Source organism: Providencia sp. PROV188 (genome assembly GCF_027595165.1).
Taxonomy (GTDB): Bacteria; Pseudomonadota; Gammaproteobacteria; order Enterobacterales; family Enterobacteriaceae; genus Providencia; species Providencia lanzhouensis.
In genome coordinates this window covers 2,062,413-2,086,167 of record NZ_CP097291.1, presented here as the reverse complement: position 1 = coordinate 2,086,167, position 23,755 = coordinate 2,062,413, and the positions used below count along the sequence as shown (strand labels likewise).

The following is a 23,755-nucleotide window of genomic DNA, read 5'->3' as shown; positions in this document are numbered from 1 at the left end:
AAAATAAAAATCCGAATGTCAGCAATATGCCAACATTCGGCTTTTAGATATCAAGATTAAGCTAAGTTTTGCTCAGCAACAGGCTCGCTTTTCGCGGTCAATTTGCCGATAAACATCGAGATAATAAACGCGATAATCCCTGGAATTAACCAACCCATACCTTGCTCAAACAGCGGTAAGTAGGTGATTAGGTTTGCTTTTACTGTTGTGCTTAATAATTCCATATTATTTAGCGTATCGAATAGGCTCATCAGTACAACTACGCCAATGGTGATCCCATAAGTGACCCTAGGAGCAGCCATAAATTTGCGTGCAAATTGCAGGAAGACGATAGTGACCGATGAAGGATAAATCATCAGCAGAGCCGGAATAGTGACGCGCAATAAAGTATCGAGACCAAACGTGGACACGACAGTGGTTAGCATCGTGAAGAAAACCACCCAGAAGCGATAACCTAAACGGTGATGGAAAGTGGCAAAGTAATCTGCACAGGCGCTGGTCACACCCACTAAGGTGGTCATGCTTGCCAGTAATACAATTCCGCACATGATCCATGTACCTACCGCACCAAACAGGACATCGACGTAACGAGAGAAGATCTGTCCGCCGTTGGTGGCTGTATTCGCCACTTGTTCACTGGTCGCGCCTAAATAGAACAGGCAGATATACAGTGCCGCGAGTAAGCTCACTGAAATTAAACCCGCTTTAATCGTGATGGTTGCGACTTGGCGTGGTTCAGTGATCTGTTTTGAAGCTAATGCACGCGCCACAATCCCGCCAAACGCCATCGCAGATAGTACATCCATGGTTTGGTAACCATCAATTACGCCGCCAAAGAAGGCAAATTCTGCATACTGTTTAACAGGGGGATTCATATCAGAAAGCGGGTCAATGACCACGGCAATCCCCACTACCACTAATAAAACAAGTAACGCTGGAGTCATAAACTTACCAATCGCGCTAATCATGGTGCCTTGCTTCAACATGAAGAACATCGAGGTAAAGTTAAAAATGAGCGCGAAAGTGAGATGAGAAAATGTGCTTTTTTCAACGAAGCCTAATGGTAAAAAGCCCATTTCAAATGCGGTATTCGTCACCCTTGGCATCGCAAATGTGGAGCCGACAATTAGGTAGAGTGCAACCCAGAAAATGACCGCAACCCATTTAGGCAAATCAACAGAAAGCTTTTCACCACGTCCTTTTACTGCAACTGTTACTAAGGTTAAGAAGGGTAATAGAACACCGGTGATCAGAAAACCTAATGAGGTATCAAACCAGTCTGTCCCTGATTGATAGCCTGCCATCGGTGGAAAGATGATATTTCCCGCGCCTAGAAATAAGGCGAATACCATCATCCCCAGAATTAACATATCTTTAGTCGAAAACATTTTACTACCTGTTAGTGATGTGGGTTTTATTGTACTTATAGATGAATGACAATTTTTTAAAAGAGGCAGATAGTATCAAATTTGGAAGAGTAAGTAAGGTAAAGGATAAAATAGCCCTAAGAGAAAGACAGGAGATGGATATGCCAGAATGGGGATGTCTAGGCATATCCAGTTAAATTGTATTTTGGTCTAGAGATTTGAACTTTAAATTAACTGCTCACTAGATAATAAATTTGTTTATTGCGACAGCAACGCCATCACAATCGTTGGTATCGGTGACAAATTTCACTATTTCACGAATATGTGGCGCAGCATTTCCCATTGCAACCGAAACACTCGAATACTGTAGCATGGCAACATCATTATTTTGGTCACCGATGCTCATGACTTTATCCGGCGTGAGAGATAATTTCTCACATAACACTTTTAGTGCAGAGCCTTTGCTTGCATCCTTATTCGAAACTTCGAGGAAATAAGGACTAGTTTTGATCAGCGAGTAGTTTTCAAAGGTATTTTCAGGAATATAGCTGATACCTACATCCAGTTTCTCGGGATGGTCAATAATCATGATTTTGGTAAAACTGAGCGAGCTATCCATTTCGTTAACCGGGCAATACACCAGAGGGGTATTGGTGAAATAGGCATCATGAATGGTATAGCGGCTAATATGACGATTCGCAGTGAACATGGTGTTGTCTGCAAGGGCGTGCATATGAACCCCCACGTTGTTAGCTAGTTCAGCAAAATATTGATAATCTTCAAAATCTAACAAGTTTTCATACAGGTGGCTGCCATCATTGGCTTGATGGATAACGCTGCCATTGTTACTGATGCAGTAGTTACTGGCGGTGTCTAATCCAAGTTCTTGAAGGTAGGGCAAAATGCCAGAATAGGGGCGACCTGAGGCAAGGACAATTCGCACACCTTGTTTGTGCGCGCGGGTAATGGCTTCTTTCACTGCGGGAGAAATTTGGTGCTGCGAATTGAGTAACGTGCCATCTAAATCAATGGCGACCAGTTTGATTGACATCAATGCCTCCTAAAATAGAACTTTTACACGTACCTTACTCTGATTATCGAGAATGTAAATTATCTAAGAGGGCAACGGATAAGTTGCTCAGTAAAAAGGATGAGAATACCCATGTTTTATCGCATTAAAACTGAAAAAATGCAGGTTAATGCGCGTAAAACAAATTCACTCATCATCCGGGATTAGGTGTAATGGCTCTTTTACATCCAAATGAATTTGGTCATTTTGACGAAAATCAAACGGCGTAATGCCATATTCTTTGCGGAACATATAGGTAAAGTGAGATTGCGAGCCGAAGCCAAAATCTAACGCAATATCAAAAATACTTTGGCTGCTGTTTCTTAATAAATTTACGGCGCCAGCCAGTCGGCGCTGACGGATATATTTTCCTAAGGAGATTCCTGTGACCTCCTTAAAGATTTTTTGCATATGCCAAAGGGAATACCCAGAATAAGCAGCGAGTTCTTCCAAATGGATGACTCGACCTAAATGCTCTTCGATCCATTTACTTAGAGCATTAACAAGTGCTACGTGGTTATCTTGTGCCATCTCAAATTCATTCTTATTTTACGGTAACCGAAGTATACACAACTTCATTTCACCATGACAAAGGTTGGTTGTGCGGTATTACAGATTTATGTATAAAAATCACACAATAATAGCCAGTTATTTATCAAGAGCTGCAAAAATAAACAATTGTTTTCTTGAAAACGATGAATAGCCCATTTTACGAAACTAAAGACGATAATATCGATTAATATTGCCAGATGATGTGACTATTAAGAACCCCATTATCTATGCGAAATATGCTATTAATCATCAGCATTGTAATTATTTGTGCTTTTTTATACCTCTTGGCGATGAATAATCTCTGCGATCAGGGCGGGGATGATTTTCAACTCGGTGTTTGCCGCGTGACGGGTTTGTTACCATTTTGAGTTTGCATTTTGCAACGTCTTACAGGATATTAGTTTGTCATTATTTGGAAACATTAGAAGACAGGCAGAAAGCCAGCTTTACAGTTGTATAATTGCGAGTGGAGTTCATGCAAAAATTCAAATAAACTTGCGTGATTATCACAACTGTGGACGATAACAAAAAGCTAGAGGATGAAGGGTAAAGATATGGCGCAACAGACGCTAAAGCGCGGATTGAAAAACAGGCATATTCAGTTAATTGCCTTGGGGGGCGCTGTCGGTACAGGGCTATTTTTAGGGATAGCAACCACCATCCAAATGGCAGGTCCGTCGGTACTACTTGGGTATGCATTGTGTGGATTTATCGCTTTTCTGATCATGCGTCAGTTAGGTGAAATGATTGTTCAAGAGCCTGTTGCAGGGTCATTTAGCCATTTCGCATTCAAATATTGGGGCGGTTTTGCCGGGTTCCTCTCGGGTTGGAACTACTGGGTGATGTTTATCCTCGTGGGGATGACTGAACTGACCGCTGCGGGTAAATATATGCAACACTGGTGGCCTGAGTTACCTATTTGGGTTTCGGCACTGGTGTTTTTTATTGCGGTTAATGCAATTAACCTGATTAATGTTCGCTCTTATGGAGAAACCGAATTCTGGTTTGCGCTAATTAAAGTTGTTGCGGTTATCGCGATGATTTTATTTGGCTGTTACTTACTGTTTAGTGGCCATGGCGGCCCTCAAGCCAAAGTGAGTAACTTATGGGAATACGGCGGCTTTTTTGCCAAAGGCTATAATGGGCTATTAGTCGCGCTGGCGATTATTATGTTCTCATTTGGTGGATTGGAATTAGTGGGGATCACCGCGGCAGAAGCGGAAGATCCAGATAAAAGCATTCCAAAAGCCATCAATCAAGTGGTTTACCGTATCTTAATTTTCTATATCGGCTCACTGGCGGTATTACTGGCGCTGTATCCGTGGGTGCAACTGGATGGCAAAACTAGCCCCTTCGTACTGATTTTCCATGAGCTGGGTGATTTACTCGTTGCCAATGCATTGAACGTGGTGATTTTGATTGCGGCTCTGTCGGTTTATAACAGTGGTGCTTACTGTACTAGCCGCATGCTGTATGGTTTAGCACAACAAGGTAACGCACCGCGCTTTATGGCAAAAGTGAATAAAGGCGGCGTGCCTGTAATGGCGCTGATTGTTTCAGGTATCGCGACTTCTGGCGGGATCTTGATTAACTTCGTGATGGAAGGCAAGGCATTTGAATTACTGATGTCCTTAGTGGTAACGACGCTGGTGCTAAACTGGATTATGATTTGTGTTTCTAACTTGAAATTTAGAGCCGCGATGAATAAACAGGGTATTGAAACGAAGTTTAAGAGTATTTGGTATCCGTTTGGTAACTATCTGTGTTTAGCATTCTTGTCGCTAATCTTGATTATTATTCTGACAATGGATGGGTTACGCGTTTCTGTACTGATTATGCCTCTTTGGATCGCGGTTCTGTGGGTTGGTTATCAATTCTCAGGTGCTAAAAAACAAGGTGTAGAGAGCAAAGCGTTATAGCCTTATCAATCAGTAAAAGACCAGATAAATAAAAAACAAAAAACCGGTAAGATTTTTAATCTACCGGTTTTTTTATGCTGGCTTTTTGGTCAATCAGCCTCTAGCGAGATGAGTTCAAACGCTTACCACTGCCAACGTAACCAAGCAAACAGGACGTTACCGTTATTGTATGTTCCTGGAATATAGGTCGCTTGAACAGAAAGCTTATCATATTCAATAGAAACTAAAGGCAGAGGCGCAGGGAGTGGAATATAGCTATATTCCTCACGCGCGGTAATACCTAATGTGAATCCCGCCCCCATACGGAAGCCATCAAGATCGCCCGGGATCCACATTTTTTGGAAACCATAACCCACGATTGGCTCGACTTTATTATGGGAATCCATAAATGCCATTGCGTAGAGTGCATGCCAGTCATTATCTTCATCATAACGATATTTACCGATACCAAAGCCCCATGGCTCTTCATTATAGGTATCTGTTTTTTCTTTATCGTACATAAGACGGTTATGCCAAGTGAAGAACGGGATATACAGCTCATATTTGTCAGAATCCCAAGTGGTGCTGACATTATTAGTGAATTTATCCCATAAACCGACTGACTGCTCTTCAGCAAATGCAGGCGATGACATGCAGATTGAAGCGCTCAGAATTGCCGATGCGCCTACAACCAACTGTATGTTTTTATTAACTCTCATTGTGGATCCAATCTAGTTTTATCTGATAGATGAGTCATGATAGACATTGACAATGATGACATCATTATCGCAATTGTAATAATTGTAGTGGAAATTATTTTAATAAAGATAAGCTAAATAGGACAGCAATAAATGGTTAAATTAGGATAATGACGTATTGGGATCGTAATTTGCTGTAAGGGTTCAACTCAATATTGATATCAATTTTTTGATATTAGAATGAATCAATTAGCTATAACCATTTGATTATTAATTATAAAAATCCAATTTATTTTTGATGAAAATCAATCGCATTTAATTATTGAAGACAATAGATAATCTGCTAGTAATTAGCATTGTGTATGAGACAATTCATTTAAGGACGTTATTTAATTAACTTAATGATTTTTATTAAGTTAAAAAGACGTAATAAGCGCAATATGACTAAGGTCAATTATCTTTCTAAAGGCAATTGTTTTACTGAAGGCAATTATTTTACTGAAGACAATTATTTTACTGAAGACAATGGAGAGGGCACTAATGAGAGTGAATGCATTAACGATTGCGGGAACGGATCCATCTGGTGGAGCCGGTATTCAAGCAGATCTGAAAACATTTTCCGCACTCGGTGCGTATGGAACCAGTGTGATGACTGCGCTGGTGGCACAAAATACGCAAGGTGTTCAAGCCATCCATAATATCCCTTCAGACTTTGTTGCGGCCCAATTGAACTCTGTTTTAAGTGATGTCCGTATTGATGCAGCGAAAATCGGCATGTTATCTAATCGAGGCAATGTTCAAGTTGTCGCCAATGCGTTGAAAAAAACACCCGTGCCTTATGTGGTGCTCGATACGGTGATGGTAGCTAAAAGCGGAGATCCGCTATTATTGCCAGATGCGGTGGAGACGCTAAGACGCGAGCTTTTACCTATGGTTTCGCTGATCACGCCAAATTTGCCCGAAGCGGCAGTATTACTTGATGAGCCGATGGCACAAACGGAAGAACAAATGCGTGAGCAAGGGCAACGTTTACTGCAATTAGGTTGCCAGAGTGTCTTGATGAAAGGCGGGCACTTAATCGATTCTCAAAGCCCTGATTGGTTGATCACCCCAGAAGGTGAGTGGCGCTTCACATCGGTACGTATCGATACCAAAAATACCCATGGTACGGGATGCACATTATCTGCTGCATTAGCTGCACTGAGGCCGCGTTTTGAGGATTGGCAACAAACAGTTGTGGAAGCAAAAGCTTATTTGCAAGGGGCGCTAGAGCAAGCGGATAGCTTAGAAGTTGGTAGTGGTTTTGGGCCTGTACATCATTTTCATCGCTGGTGGTGAGAATTTTGAGGGACTAGAAAAAAGAAATGGCTAGCTCAAGGGAGATTGAGCCAGCCAAGGAGGTGGTTCCTAGTCTTAATTTATGACTTTCTAGTTCTTCGTTTTCGACAGTGACTATACGATATAGAATAACCAATTGATGTGATCTGTTGCATAAATTTGGATATTGAGTGCACTTTTTAACGAAACTGTCAATAACGAGAATGATTCTCAACTAAAATAAAGCATAAAATGGCCGTTTTTTACACGAATACCTAAGAAAAAACCCATAGTCATCGACCATGGGCTTCTATTTAGTAAAACGTGTTTAGTAATAAGCGATGGAATGCTTAGTCAGTTTACGCTTTTTCTGCTTTTACGCTTTTTCTTCTTGGGCTTGGTGCGGATCCCGAGTAGTCGTTCCTGCAAGATTGCGGATCAACAAACCAAAATTCACATCCACATCTTCAGGAATTGGCAGATAAACTACATGTCCATTACCTGGAGCAACTTCAATAGATTCACCTTTGCGGTTAGTTAATGCATCCAGAGTAAAGACGATATTACCTGACGGTGTCATTAACTCTAAGCTGTCACCGACGCTAAATTTGTTTTTCACATCGACTTCCGCTAAGCCATTCACTCGGTTGCCTGTGAATTCACCGACAAATTGCTGGGTATCCGAAACGGAATAGCCATATTCATAGGTTTGGTAGGCATCATGGGTGTGACGACGTAAGAAACCTTCGGTATAACCACGGTGTGCTAATCCTTCAAGGGTAGAAAGCAGGGTTGGGTCAAATGGCTTACCCGCTACCGCATCATCAATGGCGCGGCGATATACTTGGGCTGTACGAGCACAATAATAGAATGATTTAGTACGACCTTCGATTTTCAGTGAATGAACGCCCATTTGGGTCAGTGTTTCAACGTGTTCGATGGCGCGTAAATCTTTTGAGTTCATGATGTAAGTGCCATGTTCGTCTTCAAAGGCGGTCATGTATTCGCCCGGACGCATCGCTTCTTCAATCATGTAGACTTTATCGGTTGGAGCACCTTCACCGAGTGTTGGCGCTACGTTTTTAACGGGGATTGGCTCATGAACATGCACGATGTTACCCACATCGTCTTCTTTGCCTTCTTGAACTTTATATTCCCAGCGACACGCGTTAGTACAGGTGCCTTGGTTAGGGTCACGCTTATTAATATAACCAGACAGCAGGCAGCGACCAGAATATGCCATACACAGCGCACCGTGTACAAAGACTTCCAGCTCAATTTCAGGCACTTGCTGGCGGATTTCAGCGATTTCTTCCAACGATAATTCGCGGGATAAAATCACGCGAGTTAATCCCATTTGTTTCCAGAATTTTACGGAAGCCCAGTTGACGGCGTTAGCCTGAACCGACAAGTGAATATCCATCTCCGGGAAGGCTTCACGCACCATCATAATCAGACCAGGGTCTGACATAATCAGTGCATCGGGTCCCATTTCAATCACGGGGGTCAGATCACGAATAAAGGTTTTTAACTTGGCGTTATGTGGCGCGATATTGACGACCACATAGAATTTTTTACCCAGCTCGTGGGCTTCGTTGATCCCTTTCGCGAGATTCTCATGGTTAAATTCGTTATTACGCACGCGTAAGCTATAACGTGGTTGGCCAGCGTAAACCGCATCGGCACCGTAAGCGAAAGCATAGCGCATGTTCTTCAAGGAACCTGCTGGGGATAATAATTCTGGTGTAAACATGTTAGTTCTCAGTCTGATGTCAGGTCAGCACCAAGCCGGATGGCTTGGTGTAAAAATTCGAGGGTGGGGATTTTAACGCTAAATGACGGGAATGCCAAATTTCCCATGTAAAAAACAGGGTTATAATTTTGTTACAGAAACGCTGGCAGCAATTAGATGTCGTCCCAACGATAGCCTAAACCATAGATGGAGCGGATAAAGGTTTTTTCGTCATCCAACGATTCGAGCTTACGGCGTAAATTTTTGACGTGGCTATCAATGGTTCTATCGGTGACCACGCGATGGTCGTCATACAAAATATCCAGTAATTGATCCCGAGAAAACACCGTACCTGCGTTATCAGACAAAAACTTTAGTAGGCGAAATTCCGCGGGGGTTAATTCCAGTAATTTATCGCCATAACGGACTTGGAACGCATTTTCATCGATAATCAGTTGAGTCTCTTGGCTACCTGTAGACGAAGGGGCTTTTTGGCAACGGCGCAAAATCGTTTTCACTCGGGCAACCACTTCTCGCGGACTAAAGGGCTTACAAACGTAGTCATCGGCACCAATTTCTAACCCTAATAAACGGTCAATTTCTTCCGTTTTAGCCGTCACCATAATCACAGGAACGTCGCTGAATCTACGCAGTTCACGGCAGACTGAAATGCCATCGAGTCCCGGCAACATCAAATCTAATAAAATCAGGTCAGGAAAGTGCTTTTGTACATAGGGGATCACTTCATCACCACGCATCAGCAAGGCGGGAACATAGCCTGCCGCTTGCAGATAATCAAACAGTAATTGTCCAAGTTTGGGTTCATCTTCAACAATCAGAACATGGGCGCTATTGGCTCCCAATAAAGGGGAATCAGGCAAAGACACTATTGCTCCTCCTGCGTCGTAATGGGAATTTGAATGGTTATCTTCACGCCACCGAGTGGAGAGGGGGCAGCAGAAATAGTCCCGTTATGGGCTTCGACAATATTATAGCAAATCGCCAGTCCCAAACCTGAGCCGCCACTCGCACGGTTACGAGAAACTTCTACACGGTAAAATCGCTCAAACAGACGCTGGCACTCTTCAACACTTAATCCCGGCGCGCTATCTTCCCACGTGATCACTAGTTGTTGGTCATGTTGGCTCACGTTGACGGCAATTTTGCCGTGAGGATCTGTATAGCGCAGGCTGTTTTCCATCAAATTATAAAACAGTTGGTTGATGCGGTCAGGGTCAGCAAATAGGTGGGAATGGGAGGAAAAGTGAGTTTCTAACGTCAGTTGTCTATCTTCCAATCGCCATTTGGCTTGCCCTAAATTCATCTCAATAATCGGGATAATATCGATAGATTCCATACGATAAACCAAGGAGCCTCTATCGGATAACGAAAGCTGATGCAGGTCATTGACCAGTTTTATCAGTGTTTGAGTCTCATTGAGTAGGGAATTGATGGTTTCAGGAGTCGCTTGGCGTACGCCGTCTTGCACAGCTTCAAGTTCTCCGCGTAAAACGGAGAGCGGGGTGCGTAATTCATGGGAAATATCCGCCATATAATCGCGGCGCATTTGCTCATTTTTTTCTAACGTCGAGGCGAGATGGTTAAAGTCTTTTGCCAATTGCCCCAACTCATCTTGGCCAATCTCAGATATCCGTGCGCTGAAATTGCCTTTAGCGAGCTGTTGAGTACCTTCCAATAATCGGGTGATGGGCTTTAAAAAGCCGCGAGCTAAAAATAGGGTTACTAACAGCGCCACGAACAGAGATAGCCCTGCAATTACCCAGCTAATGTGCATCTGCTGGGTATCAAAACGTTGGTCTAATTGGTTGCTGATACCACTTTCATAACTGGCAACTAGCCAGCCGACGGTTGCTCCTCGGCTCGTTTTAACTGGCACGCGGATGACTTGATCCGGTGGGGGGAGGTCACGCCCCCAAATGAGGTTGTCTTTGGTGTCATAAACCCAAAACATACCGCGCATTCGCTTATGACCACCGCCATGACCTTGCCCTTGGTGCTGATTATCGACATTGCGTAAAATACGGAAAAACATCCGCTCATCAACCGCCAAAAAACGCCAACTTTCTCGCTCCTCATATTGTTCGGCAAGCGCCAAAGCGAGTAACTCAGCACGTTGCTGGTCATTCTCTTTTATATAGTCAATAAAACCATGCTGGAAGCCCATTCTGACCCCTTGATGCATGATAGCAACCAGCAGCAAACAGGTGGCAAAAATAGCGATAAATAACCGAGTACTGAGGCTCGAGAGTTTAAGCTTCATGGGATTTCTCCTGCATTGAAGGCGCTTTGCGTGAAAACCGCTGTCTCAGACTATCAAAACTGAGATACACCACTGGGGTGGTAAATAGCGTCAGCAACTGGCTCATGACCAAACCACCAACAATTGCGATCCCCAGTGGTTGGCGTAATTCTGCGCCATCACCTGTACCTAGCATCAAAGGGAGCGCCCCAAAAATCGCGGCAAGGGTCGTCATTAAAATCGGTCTAAAGCGCAGCAGGCTCGCGCGTAAAATAGCTTCTTTCGCCGATAAGTTCGCATTGCGTTGGGCTTGAAGGGCAAAATCTACCATGATAATGGCGTTTTTCATCACAATCCCGATAAGCAACATAATGCCGATTAAGGCAATTAGGCTAAATGGCGTATCAAATAATTCCAAGGCTAATAACGCGCCGACACCTGCGGATGGCAGTGTCGACAGAATGGTGAGTGGGTGAATATAGCTTTCATACAAAATACCCAGTACCAAATAGACCGTGACAATCGCCGCTAAGATTAAAAATAACTGAGATTTTAAGGTATCTTGGAAAACTTGCGCTGTTCCTGCGAAAGTACCGCGTACCGTCGATGGAACGCCTAAAGCGGTCATGGTTTTTTCCACCGCCACAATCGCATCGTTTAAGGTATAACCGTCTGCCACGTTAAAGGAAATAGTAGACGCGGCTGATAACCCTTGGTGGTTAACACTTAAAGGTGCATTGGCGGGTTGCCAGCGGGCAAAATAGGAGAGGGGAATAGCTTCTCCCTGTTTATTCACCACAAACATTTTATCCAGCGAACTGACGTCTTGGGTATATTCCGGCGCCACTTCCATCACCACTTTATATTGGTTCATGGCTTCATAAATGGTGGAAATTTGACGTTGACCAAAGGCGTTGTTGAGCAGGTTGTTCGCATCACGCACATCGATACCCAGTTGCGCCATCAAATCGCGGTCATAGGTTAATGCCATCTCCGCGCCTTTATCTTCTTTATCAGAGTTCACATCGGTTAATTGAGGCAAATCCCCCAGCGCTCGGCGAATAGCGGGCTCCCATGAACGTAATGCATCCAGCTCGTCGGCTAACAGGGTGAATTGATAGCTGGCTTCGGATTGGCGTCCGCCCACGCGAATATCTTGAACGGGCATCATAAATAAGTTGGCACCGGGTTCGTTCGCCAGTTTCATGCGCAAGCGATTAATCACGCTGTTGGCACTCTCTTTGCGCTCATCCAGTGGTTTTAAGGAGATAAACATAGAACCGCTGTTGACGCGGCTGCCGCCCGTAAATCCAGTGACGCTATCCACGGCAGGATCCGCTTTCACTTGCTGCATAAAGCTGGTCATTTTTTGCTTCATTGACTGGAATGAGATGCTTTGGTCTGCTCGAACGAATCCCAGTAAACGCCCTGTATCTTGCTCAGGGAAAAAGGCTTTAGGGATCGAAATATACAGATAAACATTCAAGCCAATTGCCGCAATCAGCACCGCCAGTACACTGCGACGATGAGATAGCACCCAATTTAACGTGACGGCGTAACTTTCTTGTAACCGAATAAGAACGCGTCCAAATCCTCGTTGCTTGGTATTAGCAGAGCCACGTTTTTTCAGTAAATGCGCGCACATCATCGGGGTTAACGTCAGCGAGATAATCAATGATATTCCGATGGCAGTAGAGAGCGTAATAGCAAATTCGCGGAATAATCGCCCAACTAATCCATCCATCAATAACAGTGGGATAAACACTGCCACTAAAGAAATACTCATAGAAACAACAGTAAAGCCAACCTCAGAAACCCCTTTAACCGCCGCGATAAACGGTTTTCGACCATTTTCAATGTGCCGAGAAATGTTCTCTAACACTACAATGGCATCATCCACTACGAATCCGGTGGCGACAGTTAAGGCCATCAATGACAAGTTATTGAGGCTAAACCCGCATAAATACATGGCGGTAAAGGTACCAATTAACGAGACAGGTACCGCAATAGCGGGAATTAAAGTGGCACGCCCTGAACGTAAAAATAGCAATACGACGAGGATCACCAGCGCAATCGCAATCATTAACGCCCGTTCAACCTCTGCCAGCGACGCTTTGATTGTGGGTGTTCTGTCTTGAGCAACCTGTAAATCAATAGCGGCGGGGATCATATCTTTAAATTCAGGAAGTTCTTCGCGAATGCGTTTGACAGTTTCAATGATATTGGCACCCGCTTCGCGGCGAATAATGATCAAAACCGCCGGTTCACCACTGGACATCCCTGCGGCTCGCACATCTTGGACGGAATCTTTTACGACGGCTACATCACTGAGTTTGACGGCATTGCCATTGCTGTAATGCACAATAATCGGACGGTAATCGGCGGCTTTTTTCAGTTCGTCATTAGTCTGGACTTGGTAGCGATTATCGTCATTATTAATATAACCTTGGGGCTGGCGCACGTTGGCACTACTGATGGCAGAGCGCACAGCATCAAGGGAAACCCCTTGATTAAATAGAGCGGTTGGGTTGAGTTCTACACGCACAGCAGGAAGAGAACCACCCCCTACGGCAACTTCACTGACCCCATCGATTTGCGCGATACGCTGAGCTAAGCGTGTGGATGCCACATCATACATTTCCCCGGTACTTAAGGTTTTTGATGTGAGGGTTAAAATCATAATCGGCGCGTCAGATGGGTTTGATTTATAGTAACGTGGTCGACTTGGCATGCCGCTAGGTAATAAATTTTGTGCGGCATTCAACGCCGCTTGTACTTCCCGCGCGGCATTATTGATATCTTTGGTTAAATCAAACTCTAAGGTAATGGAGGTTCGCCCTAACGAACTGCTCGAGGTCATCTCATTTAACCCAGCAATACTACCTAATGAGCGCTCAAGCGGTGTCGCGATAGAGGATGCCATGGTTTCAGGGGAGGCGCCAGGAAGTGACGCTGTCACCCTTATCACAGGGTAGTCTACCTGTGGCAATGGCGCCACAGGTAAAAACAGAAAGCTCAATGCACCGCACAGAGTAATGGCGACACTGATTAACGTGGTCGCCACCGGACGGCTAATAAACAAAGCAAAGAAGCGTTTCATTAAGACTCCTGTACCTTGTGCTCACGGCGATTGAAGCGATGGGCTAAACGGTCAAACATCAGGTAAATTACAGGCGTGGTGAACAGAGTTAAAATCTGGCTCATGATCAGCCCGCCCACCATACAGACCCCCAGTGGTTGACGCAGTTCTGCTCCGACACCGGTACTGAGCATCAGTGGCAGCGCACCAAGCAACGCAGCCATGGTGGTCATCAGGATCGGGCGAAAACGCAGTAAACAGGCCTGATAGATCGCATCATACGGGGATAAACCTTGTTCACGCTCTGCGGCGAGAGCAAAGTCAATCATCATAATGGCGTTCTTTTTCACAATCCCGATCAGCAAAATAATCCCGATAATGGCGATAACATCGAGCTCATTGCCCGCCATCATGAGTGCGAGCAGAGCCCCCACACCAGCGGTCGGCAAAGTGGACAAAATAGTGATTGGGTGAATAAAGCTTTCGTATAGAATACCCAGCACGATATACATGGCGATAATAGCAGCAAAAATCAGCCAAACGGTGCTACTCAGCGCTGCTTCAAAGGCGAGGGTGGCGCCTTGGAATTGTGTCGTTATCGATTTTGGCATCGCTATCTGTTTTTCAGCCAGTTTCACCGCATTGACCGCCTCTTCTAATGAAGAATCTCCCGCTACATCAAAAGAGAACGTGACTGACGGGAATTGATCAAGGTGATTAATCGCCAAAGGTCCATAGCCTTCTTGAATATTCACAAGGGTATTTAGTGGAACAATGGCGCCATCAGTACCTTTCAAGCGAATATCATTGAGCGCATCCATTCCATCACGGGTTTGGGTATTGTGCTCTAAAATCACGCGATACTGGTTAGCTTGGGTGTAAATGGTGGAGATCATACGCTGACCAAATGCGTTATACAGAGCGTTATCGATATTCGACATAGTAATACCAAAACGGCTCGCGGTATCCCGATCCACATTCACATACGCCACTAAACCTTTGTCTTGCCAATCGCTGCTGACATCAATCAATTCAGGTTGCTGACTTAAGGCTTCCTGCAATTTTGGTACCCAAGTGCTGAGCTCATCCAGAGAACCTGCTTGCAGCGTAAATTGATACGGGGTACGGGAAACCTGCGTATCAATGGTTAAATCCTGTGACGGTTGCAAGTAAAGATTAACCCCTGCAATGCCGCTGGTGGCTTGTTGTAAGCGAGGAATAATCGTAGGAACACGATCGTCGCGTTCATCAAGGGGCTTCAATGTGATTTGAATACGGGCGTTATTCAGAGTGGCATTGTTACCATCGATACCGACATAGGTGGTAACGTTCTCAACCGCCGGATCTGCCAGAATAATGCCCGCCACTTCTTGCTGTTTCTTCGACATCGCGGCAAACGAAATGGATTGGCGACTTTCAATTGTGCCTTGAATGATTCCGCTATCTTGCAGTGGGAAGAACCCTTTCGGGATCCACATATACAGCAGCACAGTAAGTACCAAGGTTCCCAGCGCGACACACAGAGTTAACCATTGGTGGTTAAGAATGCGTTTTAGCCAAACACCATAACCCGCAATCATCCACTCAAAAAAACGCTCACAGGCGATTTCAAAGCGGTTATGTTTATGCTGAGATTCCGGTTTGAGTAAGCGGGCGCACATCATTGGGGTGAGGGTGAGGGATACCACCGCAGAGATCAGAATTGCCACCGCCAACGTAATCGCAAACTCACGGAATAGGCGCCCGACAATATCCCCCATAAACAGCAGCGGGATCAGTACGGCAACCAAAGAGAAGGTCAGGGAGATAATGGTAAAACCGATTTCTCCTGCGCCTTTTAAGGCGGCAACAACCGGCTTATCCCCTTGTTCGAGATAGCGAGAAATGTTTTCAATCACCACGATGGCGTCATCCACCACGAATCCCGTGGCGATGGTGAGTGCCATCAAGGTGAGGTTATTGACGGAAAAACCACAAAAATACATGACGGCAAAGGTGCCAACTAACGATAAAGGTACGGCGATGCCGGGGATCAGCGTCGCAATACCATTACGTAGAAATAGGTAAATCACCATCACCACGAGGGCGATAGCGAGCATTAATTCGAATTGAACATCATTGACAGAGGCGCGAATGGTGCTGGTACGGTCGGTCAAAATATCCACGTTAACGGATGCTGGTAAGCTTTCAATCAATTCAGGCAACAACGCGCGGATAGTATCCGTGGTGCTAATCACGTTAGCGCCAGGTTGGCGCTGAACGTTAATGACAATTGCTTGTTGGCTATTGGCCCATGCACCGAGATAGGCGTTCTCAGCGCCTTGTTCAATGGTGGCAATATCTCCCAAACGAACAGGGGCGCCATTTTGGAAAGCCACAATCAACTTGCGGTAATCCTCAAGGGATTTCATCTGGTCATTGGCAGATAACGTTACAGAGCGGGTTGGACCATCAAAACTCCCTTTTGCAGAGTTGACGTTGGCATTATTGATAGCGGTGCGAATGGTTTCGCTGTCTAATCCTTTTGCCGCCATGGCTTGCGGATTAAGATTGACGCGTACAGCAGGGCGTTGCCCCCCCGCTAAGGTGACTAAGCCGACCCCAGTCACTTGGGAAATTTTCTGCGCCACGCGGGTTTCAATAATATCTTGTACCTGCGTTAACGGCATCGCATTGGAGGTGACGGCGAGCGTTAAAACGGGCGGATCCGCAGGGTTTACTTTGTTGTAAATCGGTGGATACGGCAAATCGGAGGGCAGCAAGCTAGTGGCAGAGTTAATCGCTGCTTGAACCTCTTGCTCTGCCACATCGAGAGGCAAAGAGAGCTGGAACATTAAGGTGATCACCGACGCGCCGCCAGAGCTGCGAGATGACATCTGTTGCAAACCAGACATTTGACCAAATTGAGTTTCTAGCGGTGCAGTGATAGCCGATGTCATTACATCAGGGCTGGCACCAGGATATAAGGTCACCACCTGAATGGTTGGGTAGTCAACTTCCGGTAATGCTGATACAGGTAAAAACCGATAACCGATGATCCCCGCGAGCAAAATCGCCACCATAAATAAGGTGGTTGCAACAGGGCGCAGAATGAAGAGGCGGGATGGGCCACCGCCTTTATGAGTATCCGGCTGCATTAGGCTTTCTCCGCGCTATTGCGAGGTTTTTTCTCAGCGGAAGCGGGTTTCTTTTCAAGGGTTGAAGCGTTGACCACTTCAACTTTCGCGCCGTCTGTTAGCTTATCGACGCCATCGGTAATGACTTTTGTATTGGCGGATAAACCGCTTTCAATCACGACTTGTTGGCTGTCTTGAATGCCCACCGTCACAAGGTGTTTCGTCACGGTATCATCGTCGCTCAATACCCAAACATAGTGACCTTCATTCCCCATTTGCAGGGCAGCAGTTGGGATCACGACAGCATTTTGTAAGGTCTCTACCTGCATTTTGACGTTCACAAACTGGTTCGGGAACAGTTTTTGCTCTTCGTTAGTAAAGCGTGCTTTGATTTTCAGTGTACCGGTTGCTGGATCAATTTGGTTATCGGTACTCAGTAATTCACCGCGCGCAATCATAGCAATGTTATTACGATCCCACGCTTCAATCAGGACTTTATTTCCTGCTGCTTGTGCTTGCTGGATTGCAGGAATGTCGCCTTCAGGTAAAGCAAATAGCACGTCAGCAGGTTGTGTTTGGGTGATCACCACAATCGGCGTGGAAGTCCCTGAAGAGATAAAGTTACCCACATCCACTTGTTTTAAACCGATGCGTCCAGAAATAGGGGCGGTAATTTTACTGTAGGTGAGTTGCAGCTTGGCGTTATCAACCGCGGCTTGGTCAACTTTGATGCTACCCTCGGCTTGTAACACAGTAGCCCGCTGGTTATCCAGCTCTTGTTGGGAGATGACTTTGGTTCCCGCCAGTTTTTGGTAGCGGGTCAGGTCTAATCGAGCATTGGCTAAAGTCGCTTTATCTTTAGCTAATTGACCTTCCGCTTGAGCAAGTTGCACTTCAAAAGGACGTGGGTCAATTTGCGCGAGTAAATCACCCGCTTTAACGGATTGCCCTTCGGTGAAGTAGATATTCATTAATTGACCTTCAACTCGGCTAGTGACCGTCACCATGTTAGCAGCCTGTACAGTACCTAAACCGGATAGGAAGCGCGGAACGACTTTTTCTTGGGCAGTGGCAAATTGAACGGGTGCAAGTGGGCGCATTGGTCTTCCACCTGCTTTTTTCCCTTGTCCATCTTGAGTTGCACTGGCTGTGGTTGGTACTTCATTTTGGTTATTTTTATGGTAGACATACCAGGTTGCGCCAGCCGCAGCTAACAGAGCAACAAACAGGGCAGAGCGAGTCAAAATTGTACGGCGTTTCTGTGTCGTCATGGTGGGTAATTCGCTTAACTCAAGGTTGAGTAAAATCAGTTAGGAACCATTCCAATAAATTTAACTGAATATAATAAGGTATATATTAAAAATTAATCAGTTGCGTATTTTAATAGTTTAGCCTGAGGGGAACAAAAGAAAATGGAGGAAATATGAAAAAATGGAAAAGAACTATGGATAAAAGCACGGTTTTTCGTAAGAAAATAAAAAAGCCTGTGACTTTACAGCCACAGGCGAGTAATTGTTCTCATTCGTTTTATTGAGTTACGCTGGTTTTTAATGCTGCCGCAGGGTTACGTTCCTTTGTTGCGGTACGAGTCCAACCTTTGTATGACAGAGGGATAAACGCTACAGCAACAGCTAACAAGGAAACCCCCGCCACATAGTAGGCTGGCGCCATATGGGATTGCTGTAACCATGCACCGGTTAAGATTGGGGTCAACCCGCCAAATACGGCGTATGCCAAGTTGTACGCAAAAGATAAGCCAGAGAAACGAATTTCTGGTGGAAACGCGCGAGTACTGATGATTGGCGTTGTCGCAATCGCTCCTACGAAGAAGCCCATTAACGCGTAATTAAATGTTAAGGTATTCGCAGAAATATCGGATGACAATGATGAATAGAAGTAGATAGCTGTGACAGCTAATCCGCCCCAAGACAATGTCATCGACGTACGTGTTCCCGTTTTATCTCCTAACCATCCCCAGAAAATACAGCCTAAGGTTAAGGTCAACGTTGCTGCGCAGTTGGCTTGTAAAGCAATATTACGATCGATGCCATAAATACCTTTTAATACCACGTCAGGGGTCATCAAAATGGTGACAACGATAGCGGTAGACAGCGACCACGTCAGTGCTGCAGTGATCATGCAAGCTTGTTTATGGGATTTAACCACGGTTTTTACTGGCAACTCTTTGGTTAATGCTTTCTTAGCGGCCATCTCTTTGAAAATCGGGGTCTCTTGTAAGAAGCGACGCAGATAGACAGAGATAAAACCAAAAATGCCCCCTAAGATAAACGGAATACGCCACGCGAAATCATGCACTTCTTGGGTAGTATAAGAACGCTCAATGATAATAGCGACGATAGAGCCTAATAAAATCCCGCCAGTGATCCCTGAGGTTAATGTTCCCACGCCTAAACCATAACGCTGTTTCGGTGTATGTTCGGCAATAAACACCCATGCACCAGGCATTTCACCGCCAATAGCAGCGCCTTGCATGATACGCATTAATAACAGTAACAGTGGTGCAGCGGCGCCAATGGTCTCAAATGTTGGCAAGAAACCAATAATAAAAGTTGGGAATGCCATCAAGAAAATACTTAAGGTAAACATTTTCTTACGACCGATTTTATCGCCAAAGTGGGCCATAATAATGCCGCCCAATGGGCGAGCAAGATAACCCGCAGCAAACAGACCCAGCGTCGCCATTAATGCGAGAAATTCATTATCGCCCGGGAAAAATAGCTGGGAGATAATTTTCGCGTAAAAAACGAAAATAACGAAATCATAAAATTCTAAAGTGCCACCTAAAGAGGATAAGCCCAATGTTTTATAATCTTCTTTGCCTAACGGTCTGGCCGCAGGCTGGCTGGTTGTTTGCGATGTCATAATTCTGTCCTTCTAAATACATAACAATTCAATATTAGCGCGATGAGGTTATTTGTAATAATAGGTACGTTAAATAGCGAAGTAATTAATATTATTTGGCAAAGGATATGAGAGATAAAACGAGGGAAAATAAACCAAGGTAATACTCTGTATCTCTAACGTGAGTTCATTTATAGCAGAAAGTTTCATATTCTGTAAACTACCACCTTAAAAACAAGCGTAATATTCTGTTTAGTTTGAAAAGGTAAAATTACTACTCCAAATGACAATTGAATGTCACGATATGATATTAATAAACGAGCAATTACAGACGATTGTATATTTTTAGGTGCAAAATAATGGGGGAAAATACAATAAATATAATGGTACTCATTTATTAAGTGTGAAATTAAATAGAATGAATAACGGGAATAAATAAAATAATATAATTAACTTGCAGGGGATAAGGCTATTTAAATAAATAATACTCGCGGATATGATCTGTCAGTGATTTCTATTTTAGTAGAATTAGGAGGTTTTGCAGGAAATGGCAGGTTTTTATAAACCCGCATACCTAGCTTAAGGCAAAGTACGCGGGTAGTTAGTTAAACTAAGAATAGGGTTGCTAACCCTAAGAAGATAAAGAAACCACCAGTATCAGTGATTGCGGTGATCATCACGCTAGAGCCAATAGCAGGATCTTTACCCATCTTAATCATAATTAATGGGATCAGAACACCCATGATGGCAGCCATCAAGAGGTTGAGCACCATCGCAAGTGTCATCACAGCGCCCATGGCGAGATCCCCATAGAGAAGGTAGGTGACGACGCCCATAATACCACCCCAAACCACCCCGTTAATAAAGGCGACTCCGAGCTCTCTTATCATGAGGAAGGAGAAGCTACCGTTCTGAATTTGGTGTAGCGCAATGGCGCGGACAATCATCGTAATAGTCTGGTTACCGGTATTACCACCAATACCTGCCACGATTGGCATTAATGTTGCGAGGGCAACTAACTGTGAAATGGTATCTTCGAACACCCCGATAACGCGGGAAGCCACAAACGCGGTACACAGGTTAATGGCAAGCCATGTCCAACGGGTTTTAACCGCTTGACCAACAGGGGCGAATACGTCCTCTTCAGGGCTTAACCCCCCCATACGACGGATGCTGTTGTCATTTTCTTCGCTGATATTATCAACGATGTCTTCAACGGTTAGGCGCCCCATCAGTAAACCATTGCTGTCTACAACGGCGGCAGAAATTAAGTCATAACGTTCGAACGCGCTTGCCGCATCTTCCCCTTTTTCATCGGGTAAGAAGGTAACGGTATCGGTTTTCATCACGTCGGCAACAATACGTTCTGGTGCTTGAATCAAAATGGTGGTCAGGGGTAATTCACCTTGCAGATAATTATCTTTATCGACAACGAAAATTTTATCCGTTGCTTCTGGAATTTTTCCCCGTTGGCGTAGATAGCGTTGTACTGTTTTTAGGGTGACATTGGAACGCACGGTGACGAATTCGAAATCCATCATTTGCCCAACGCTGTCTTTGGCGTATTGGAGAACTTCACGAATACGGCTGCGTAAGCTTGGGTCTAAGTAGGTAAGGAGACGGCGCATCGTATCGCGGGGCAAGTGCTCGGCGATATACGCTTGTTCGTCCACATGTAAGCCAGCAACCGCTCGCAGCAGTTCTCGGTCTGACATATCTTTAATCAGGCTGTCCCAAACAGAGACAGAGGCCTCAACCAATACTTCACCGCGTTCGTTGTTGTCGACTAAGCGCCAAAGTGCGAGACGCTCGTCGTACGGTAGCATTTCAAGGATATCGGCGATATCCGCGGTGTGGAGGTCAACAAGCAGTTCTTTAACAGTGCTAATTTTTTCACTAAATGCTTTATCATCCATACTGACGTGTTGGTCTTTCTCGACAAGAGCGTGAACAAACTCTTCGTCTTCCATGAATAACGTCAGTATTTGCTGGCGGATGTACGCCAGTCTTTGTGAATGCGGATTGATTATTGGTGCCGCATCAGTTGAAAAAGCAGTTTGTGACATGTTAATCCTTAAACCATTCGGCGCCGAAGCGCTTTAAATTAATTCGCCTGCGAGGTGACGAAACTTCTACCCAGTATTGTCGCTGATCCCAAAAAAATATCAAATCTGTTCATATTTCGAATAAGAAGAACAAAACAACACTGACCGCAAATCATTATTTTTTATTTCTATTTTCTAAATCATATTCATTTTTGAGTCATATAAGCCTATGGCTCATTTTCTGCGCAAATGGTGAGTTTCCAGCCTGGAACCTCTTCCCAGTAGGCACTCTCTTTTTCAAGGTCAAGCAGCATTAACGCATTGTGGGCGAGATACTGCGCAGGTAAGAAAAGTGTCCAATGACCATCGTCAGTTTCAATGCGCATAGTTGAAGGCGTCGTTGTCGATTGGCGCTGATTATTCAATAAGATAGATAAGCGCAAAATCTGTATCAACGGCATAAATTGCTTGCGTTTAAATAAGTTAAATTTAGGTATTTCATCGTATTTAATGGCACGACGATGATTACGAACCAATGTCGCTAATAGCAATTGTTGCTCTTGGCTAAATCCTGGTAAGTTGGTGTTTTGTAAGATATAAGCGGAGTGGCGATGCATGCCACTATGGTTAATACTTAATCCCACTTCGTGCAGCATAACCGCCCAAATTAAAATGGATTCTAATTGCGGGTTGGCCTGTTTAGGGTTCTGCTGGCGCCACTGATAATACAGCTCTTCCATGGTTTTCAAAACCCGTTTAGCTTGTTCTCGGTCGATATTATAGTGTTCGGCAAGGCTTAATGCGGTGCGTTGACGAATATCTTGGTGGCGAAAGCGACCTTCCATCTCATAGAGAACACCTTCACGCAAGGCGCCATCTGAGAGGCGTAATTCTTTGATGTCGAGGGAATCAAAGACCGCAATTAAGATAGCTAAACCTGGCACAAAAACTTGTTTACGATCAGAAGAAAGTCCCGGAATTTCTAGTGATTTAAACGTTTTGTACTTCAATGCTATTTGTTTGATTTTTTCGAGGCGCTCACGGGTAATAATGCCATCACGCTCGCCCATCTCTACAATCACCGCATGTGCCGCTTTAATGGTGCCGGATGCTCCCATTGCGACGTCCCAAACTTGCTTCTTAAACAGGGTAGCGGTGCTTTCCAATTTTAAGCAGGCGGCTAAATAAGCGCGATTAAAATTATCTGGGGAAATCGTTTCATTAGGGAAATAGTGACGCGCGAAGCTAACGCAGCCCATACGGCGGCTTTCAATTAAAATCGGCTCAAATTTTTCACCGATCACCAGCTCCGTAGATCCACCGCCAATATCGATAACCAGTTTGCGTCCTTTTTCCGGCTGCGTGTGCTCAACGCCCATAAAAATCAAGCGAGCCTCCTCTTGTCCTGAAATAATCTCAATCGGGTAGGGGATAATGGCTTTGGCTCGGCGTAGAAATTCTTCAACGTTGGTGGCGACTCGTAATGAATGGGTACCGACGATACAGACGTTATCAGGCGTGAAACCTTGTAGACGCTCAGCAAATAGCGATAAACACGCTAAGCCGCGCTCCATGGCTTCTTCACTGAGTTCGTTGGTATCACTCAGCCCATCAGCAAGATGAACACGTTTTTTTAAACGGGTTAGAACTTGTAGTGCTCCATTGACAATACGCGCAATAACCATATGAAAACTGTTTGAACCCAAGTCAATTGCGGCAATTTCTTGTGGTCTTGGGGTAGATGAACTGGCAATTGGCAT

At 44.7% G+C, this 23,755-nt stretch carries 15 protein-coding genes and 1 pseudogene; 3 read left to right on the top strand and 13 right to left on the bottom strand.

Features of this window, described 5'->3' with window-relative positions; all coding sequences use genetic code 11:
- Window positions 1–56: 56 nt before the first annotated feature.
- From brnQ to M5X66_RS09415, 3 genes are all read right to left on the bottom strand, one after another.
- The gene (brnQ, locus tag M5X66_RS09425) at window positions 57–1,388 is read right to left on the bottom strand and encodes a branched-chain amino acid transport system II carrier protein (RefSeq protein WP_154599187.1); all 1,332 of its coding nucleotides are present in this window, start codon (window positions 1,386–1,388) and stop codon (window positions 57–59) included.
- Window positions 1,389–1,608: 220 nt separating this feature from the next.
- On the bottom strand, window positions 1,609–2,418 hold the full coding sequence (yidA, locus tag M5X66_RS09420) for a sugar-phosphatase (RefSeq protein ID WP_108478022.1): 810 nt from the start codon (window positions 2,416–2,418) through the stop codon (window positions 1,609–1,611).
- Window positions 2,419–2,583: 165 nt separating this feature from the next.
- Window positions 2,584–2,967: a helix-turn-helix domain-containing protein gene (locus M5X66_RS09415; protein WP_036953169.1), complete on the bottom strand. Its 384-nt coding sequence runs from the start codon at window positions 2,965–2,967 to the stop codon at window positions 2,584–2,586.
- A gap of 248 nt (window positions 2,968–3,215) precedes the next feature.
- Between M5X66_RS09415 and mgrB the strand changes: the two genes are divergently transcribed.
- Window positions 3,216–3,356, top strand: coding sequence for a PhoP/PhoQ regulator MgrB (gene mgrB / locus M5X66_RS18725; protein WP_071992159.1), 141 nt, complete (start codon window positions 3,216–3,218; stop codon window positions 3,354–3,356).
- Window positions 3,357–3,542: 186 nt separating this feature from the next.
- On the top strand, window positions 3,543–4,907 hold the full coding sequence (locus M5X66_RS09405) for an amino acid permease (RefSeq protein WP_036953171.1): 1,365 nt from the start codon (window positions 3,543–3,545) through the stop codon (window positions 4,905–4,907).
- A gap of 122 nt (window positions 4,908–5,029) precedes the next feature.
- Here the strand turns inward: M5X66_RS09405 and pagP are convergent, their stop codons facing one another.
- Window positions 5,030–5,605 (bottom strand): lipid IV(A) palmitoyltransferase PagP, encoded by a 576-nt coding sequence (gene pagP, locus M5X66_RS09400; protein ID WP_036953173.1) that lies wholly within the window; start codon window positions 5,603–5,605, stop codon window positions 5,030–5,032.
- Window positions 5,606–6,124: 519 nt separating this feature from the next.
- Between pagP and thiD the strand changes: the two genes are divergently transcribed.
- Entirely contained in the window at window positions 6,125–6,922 is a 798-nt protein-coding gene (thiD, locus tag M5X66_RS09395; protein WP_036953175.1) for a bifunctional hydroxymethylpyrimidine kinase/phosphomethylpyrimidine kinase, read from the top strand.
- A gap of 355 nt (window positions 6,923–7,277) precedes the next feature.
- Here thiD and trhP read toward each other — a convergent pair whose 3' ends face one another.
- The 9 genes and pseudogenes from trhP to ppx form a co-directional block, all read right to left on the bottom strand.
- Window positions 7,278–8,654: a prephenate-dependent tRNA uridine(34) hydroxylase TrhP gene (gene trhP, locus M5X66_RS09390; RefSeq protein ID WP_036953177.1), complete on the bottom strand. Its 1,377-nt coding sequence runs from the start codon at window positions 8,652–8,654 to the stop codon at window positions 7,278–7,280.
- Window positions 8,655–8,806: 152 nt separating this feature from the next.
- Window positions 8,807–9,514, bottom strand: a complete 708-nt coding sequence (baeR, locus tag M5X66_RS09385; protein ID WP_230082435.1) for a two-component system response regulator BaeR — start codon at window positions 9,512–9,514, stop codon at window positions 8,807–8,809.
- A 5-nt stretch (window positions 9,515–9,519) separates the two neighbouring features.
- Window positions 9,520–10,914, bottom strand: coding sequence for a two-component system sensor histidine kinase BaeS (gene baeS, locus M5X66_RS09380; RefSeq protein ID WP_036953183.1), 1,395 nt, complete (start codon window positions 10,912–10,914; stop codon window positions 9,520–9,522).
- A complete protein-coding gene (mdtC, locus tag M5X66_RS09375) occupies window positions 10,904–13,993 on the bottom strand; it encodes a multidrug efflux RND transporter permease subunit MdtC (RefSeq protein ID WP_154609549.1) in 3,090 nt (1,029 codons plus the stop codon). Before mdtC ends, baeS begins: the two co-directional genes overlap by 11 nt.
- Entirely contained in the window at window positions 13,993–17,109 is a 3,117-nt protein-coding gene (locus M5X66_RS09370; protein ID WP_154609548.1) for an MdtB/MuxB family multidrug efflux RND transporter permease subunit, read from the bottom strand. The genes mdtC and M5X66_RS09370 overlap by 1 nt, the downstream gene beginning before the upstream one ends.
- The gene (locus M5X66_RS09365; protein WP_108478028.1) at window positions 17,109–18,359 is read right to left on the bottom strand and encodes an MdtA/MuxA family multidrug efflux RND transporter periplasmic adaptor subunit; all 1,251 of its coding nucleotides are present in this window, start codon (window positions 18,357–18,359) and stop codon (window positions 17,109–17,111) included. The genes M5X66_RS09370 and M5X66_RS09365 overlap by 1 nt, the downstream gene beginning before the upstream one ends.
- A gap of 256 nt (window positions 18,360–18,615) precedes the next feature.
- Window positions 18,616–19,971: an MFS transporter gene (locus M5X66_RS09360; RefSeq protein WP_154636891.1), complete on the bottom strand. Its 1,356-nt coding sequence runs from the start codon at window positions 19,969–19,971 to the stop codon at window positions 18,616–18,618.
- Window positions 19,972–20,555: 584 nt separating this feature from the next.
- A pseudogene (gene mgtE, locus M5X66_RS09355) lies at window positions 20,556–21,827 on the bottom strand (magnesium transporter); the annotation flags it as partial.
- Window positions 21,828–22,222: 395 nt separating this feature from the next.
- Complete coding sequence (gene ppx, locus M5X66_RS09350; protein ID WP_036953201.1) at window positions 22,223–23,755, bottom strand: exopolyphosphatase; 1,533 nt, start codon at window positions 23,753–23,755, stop codon at window positions 22,223–22,225.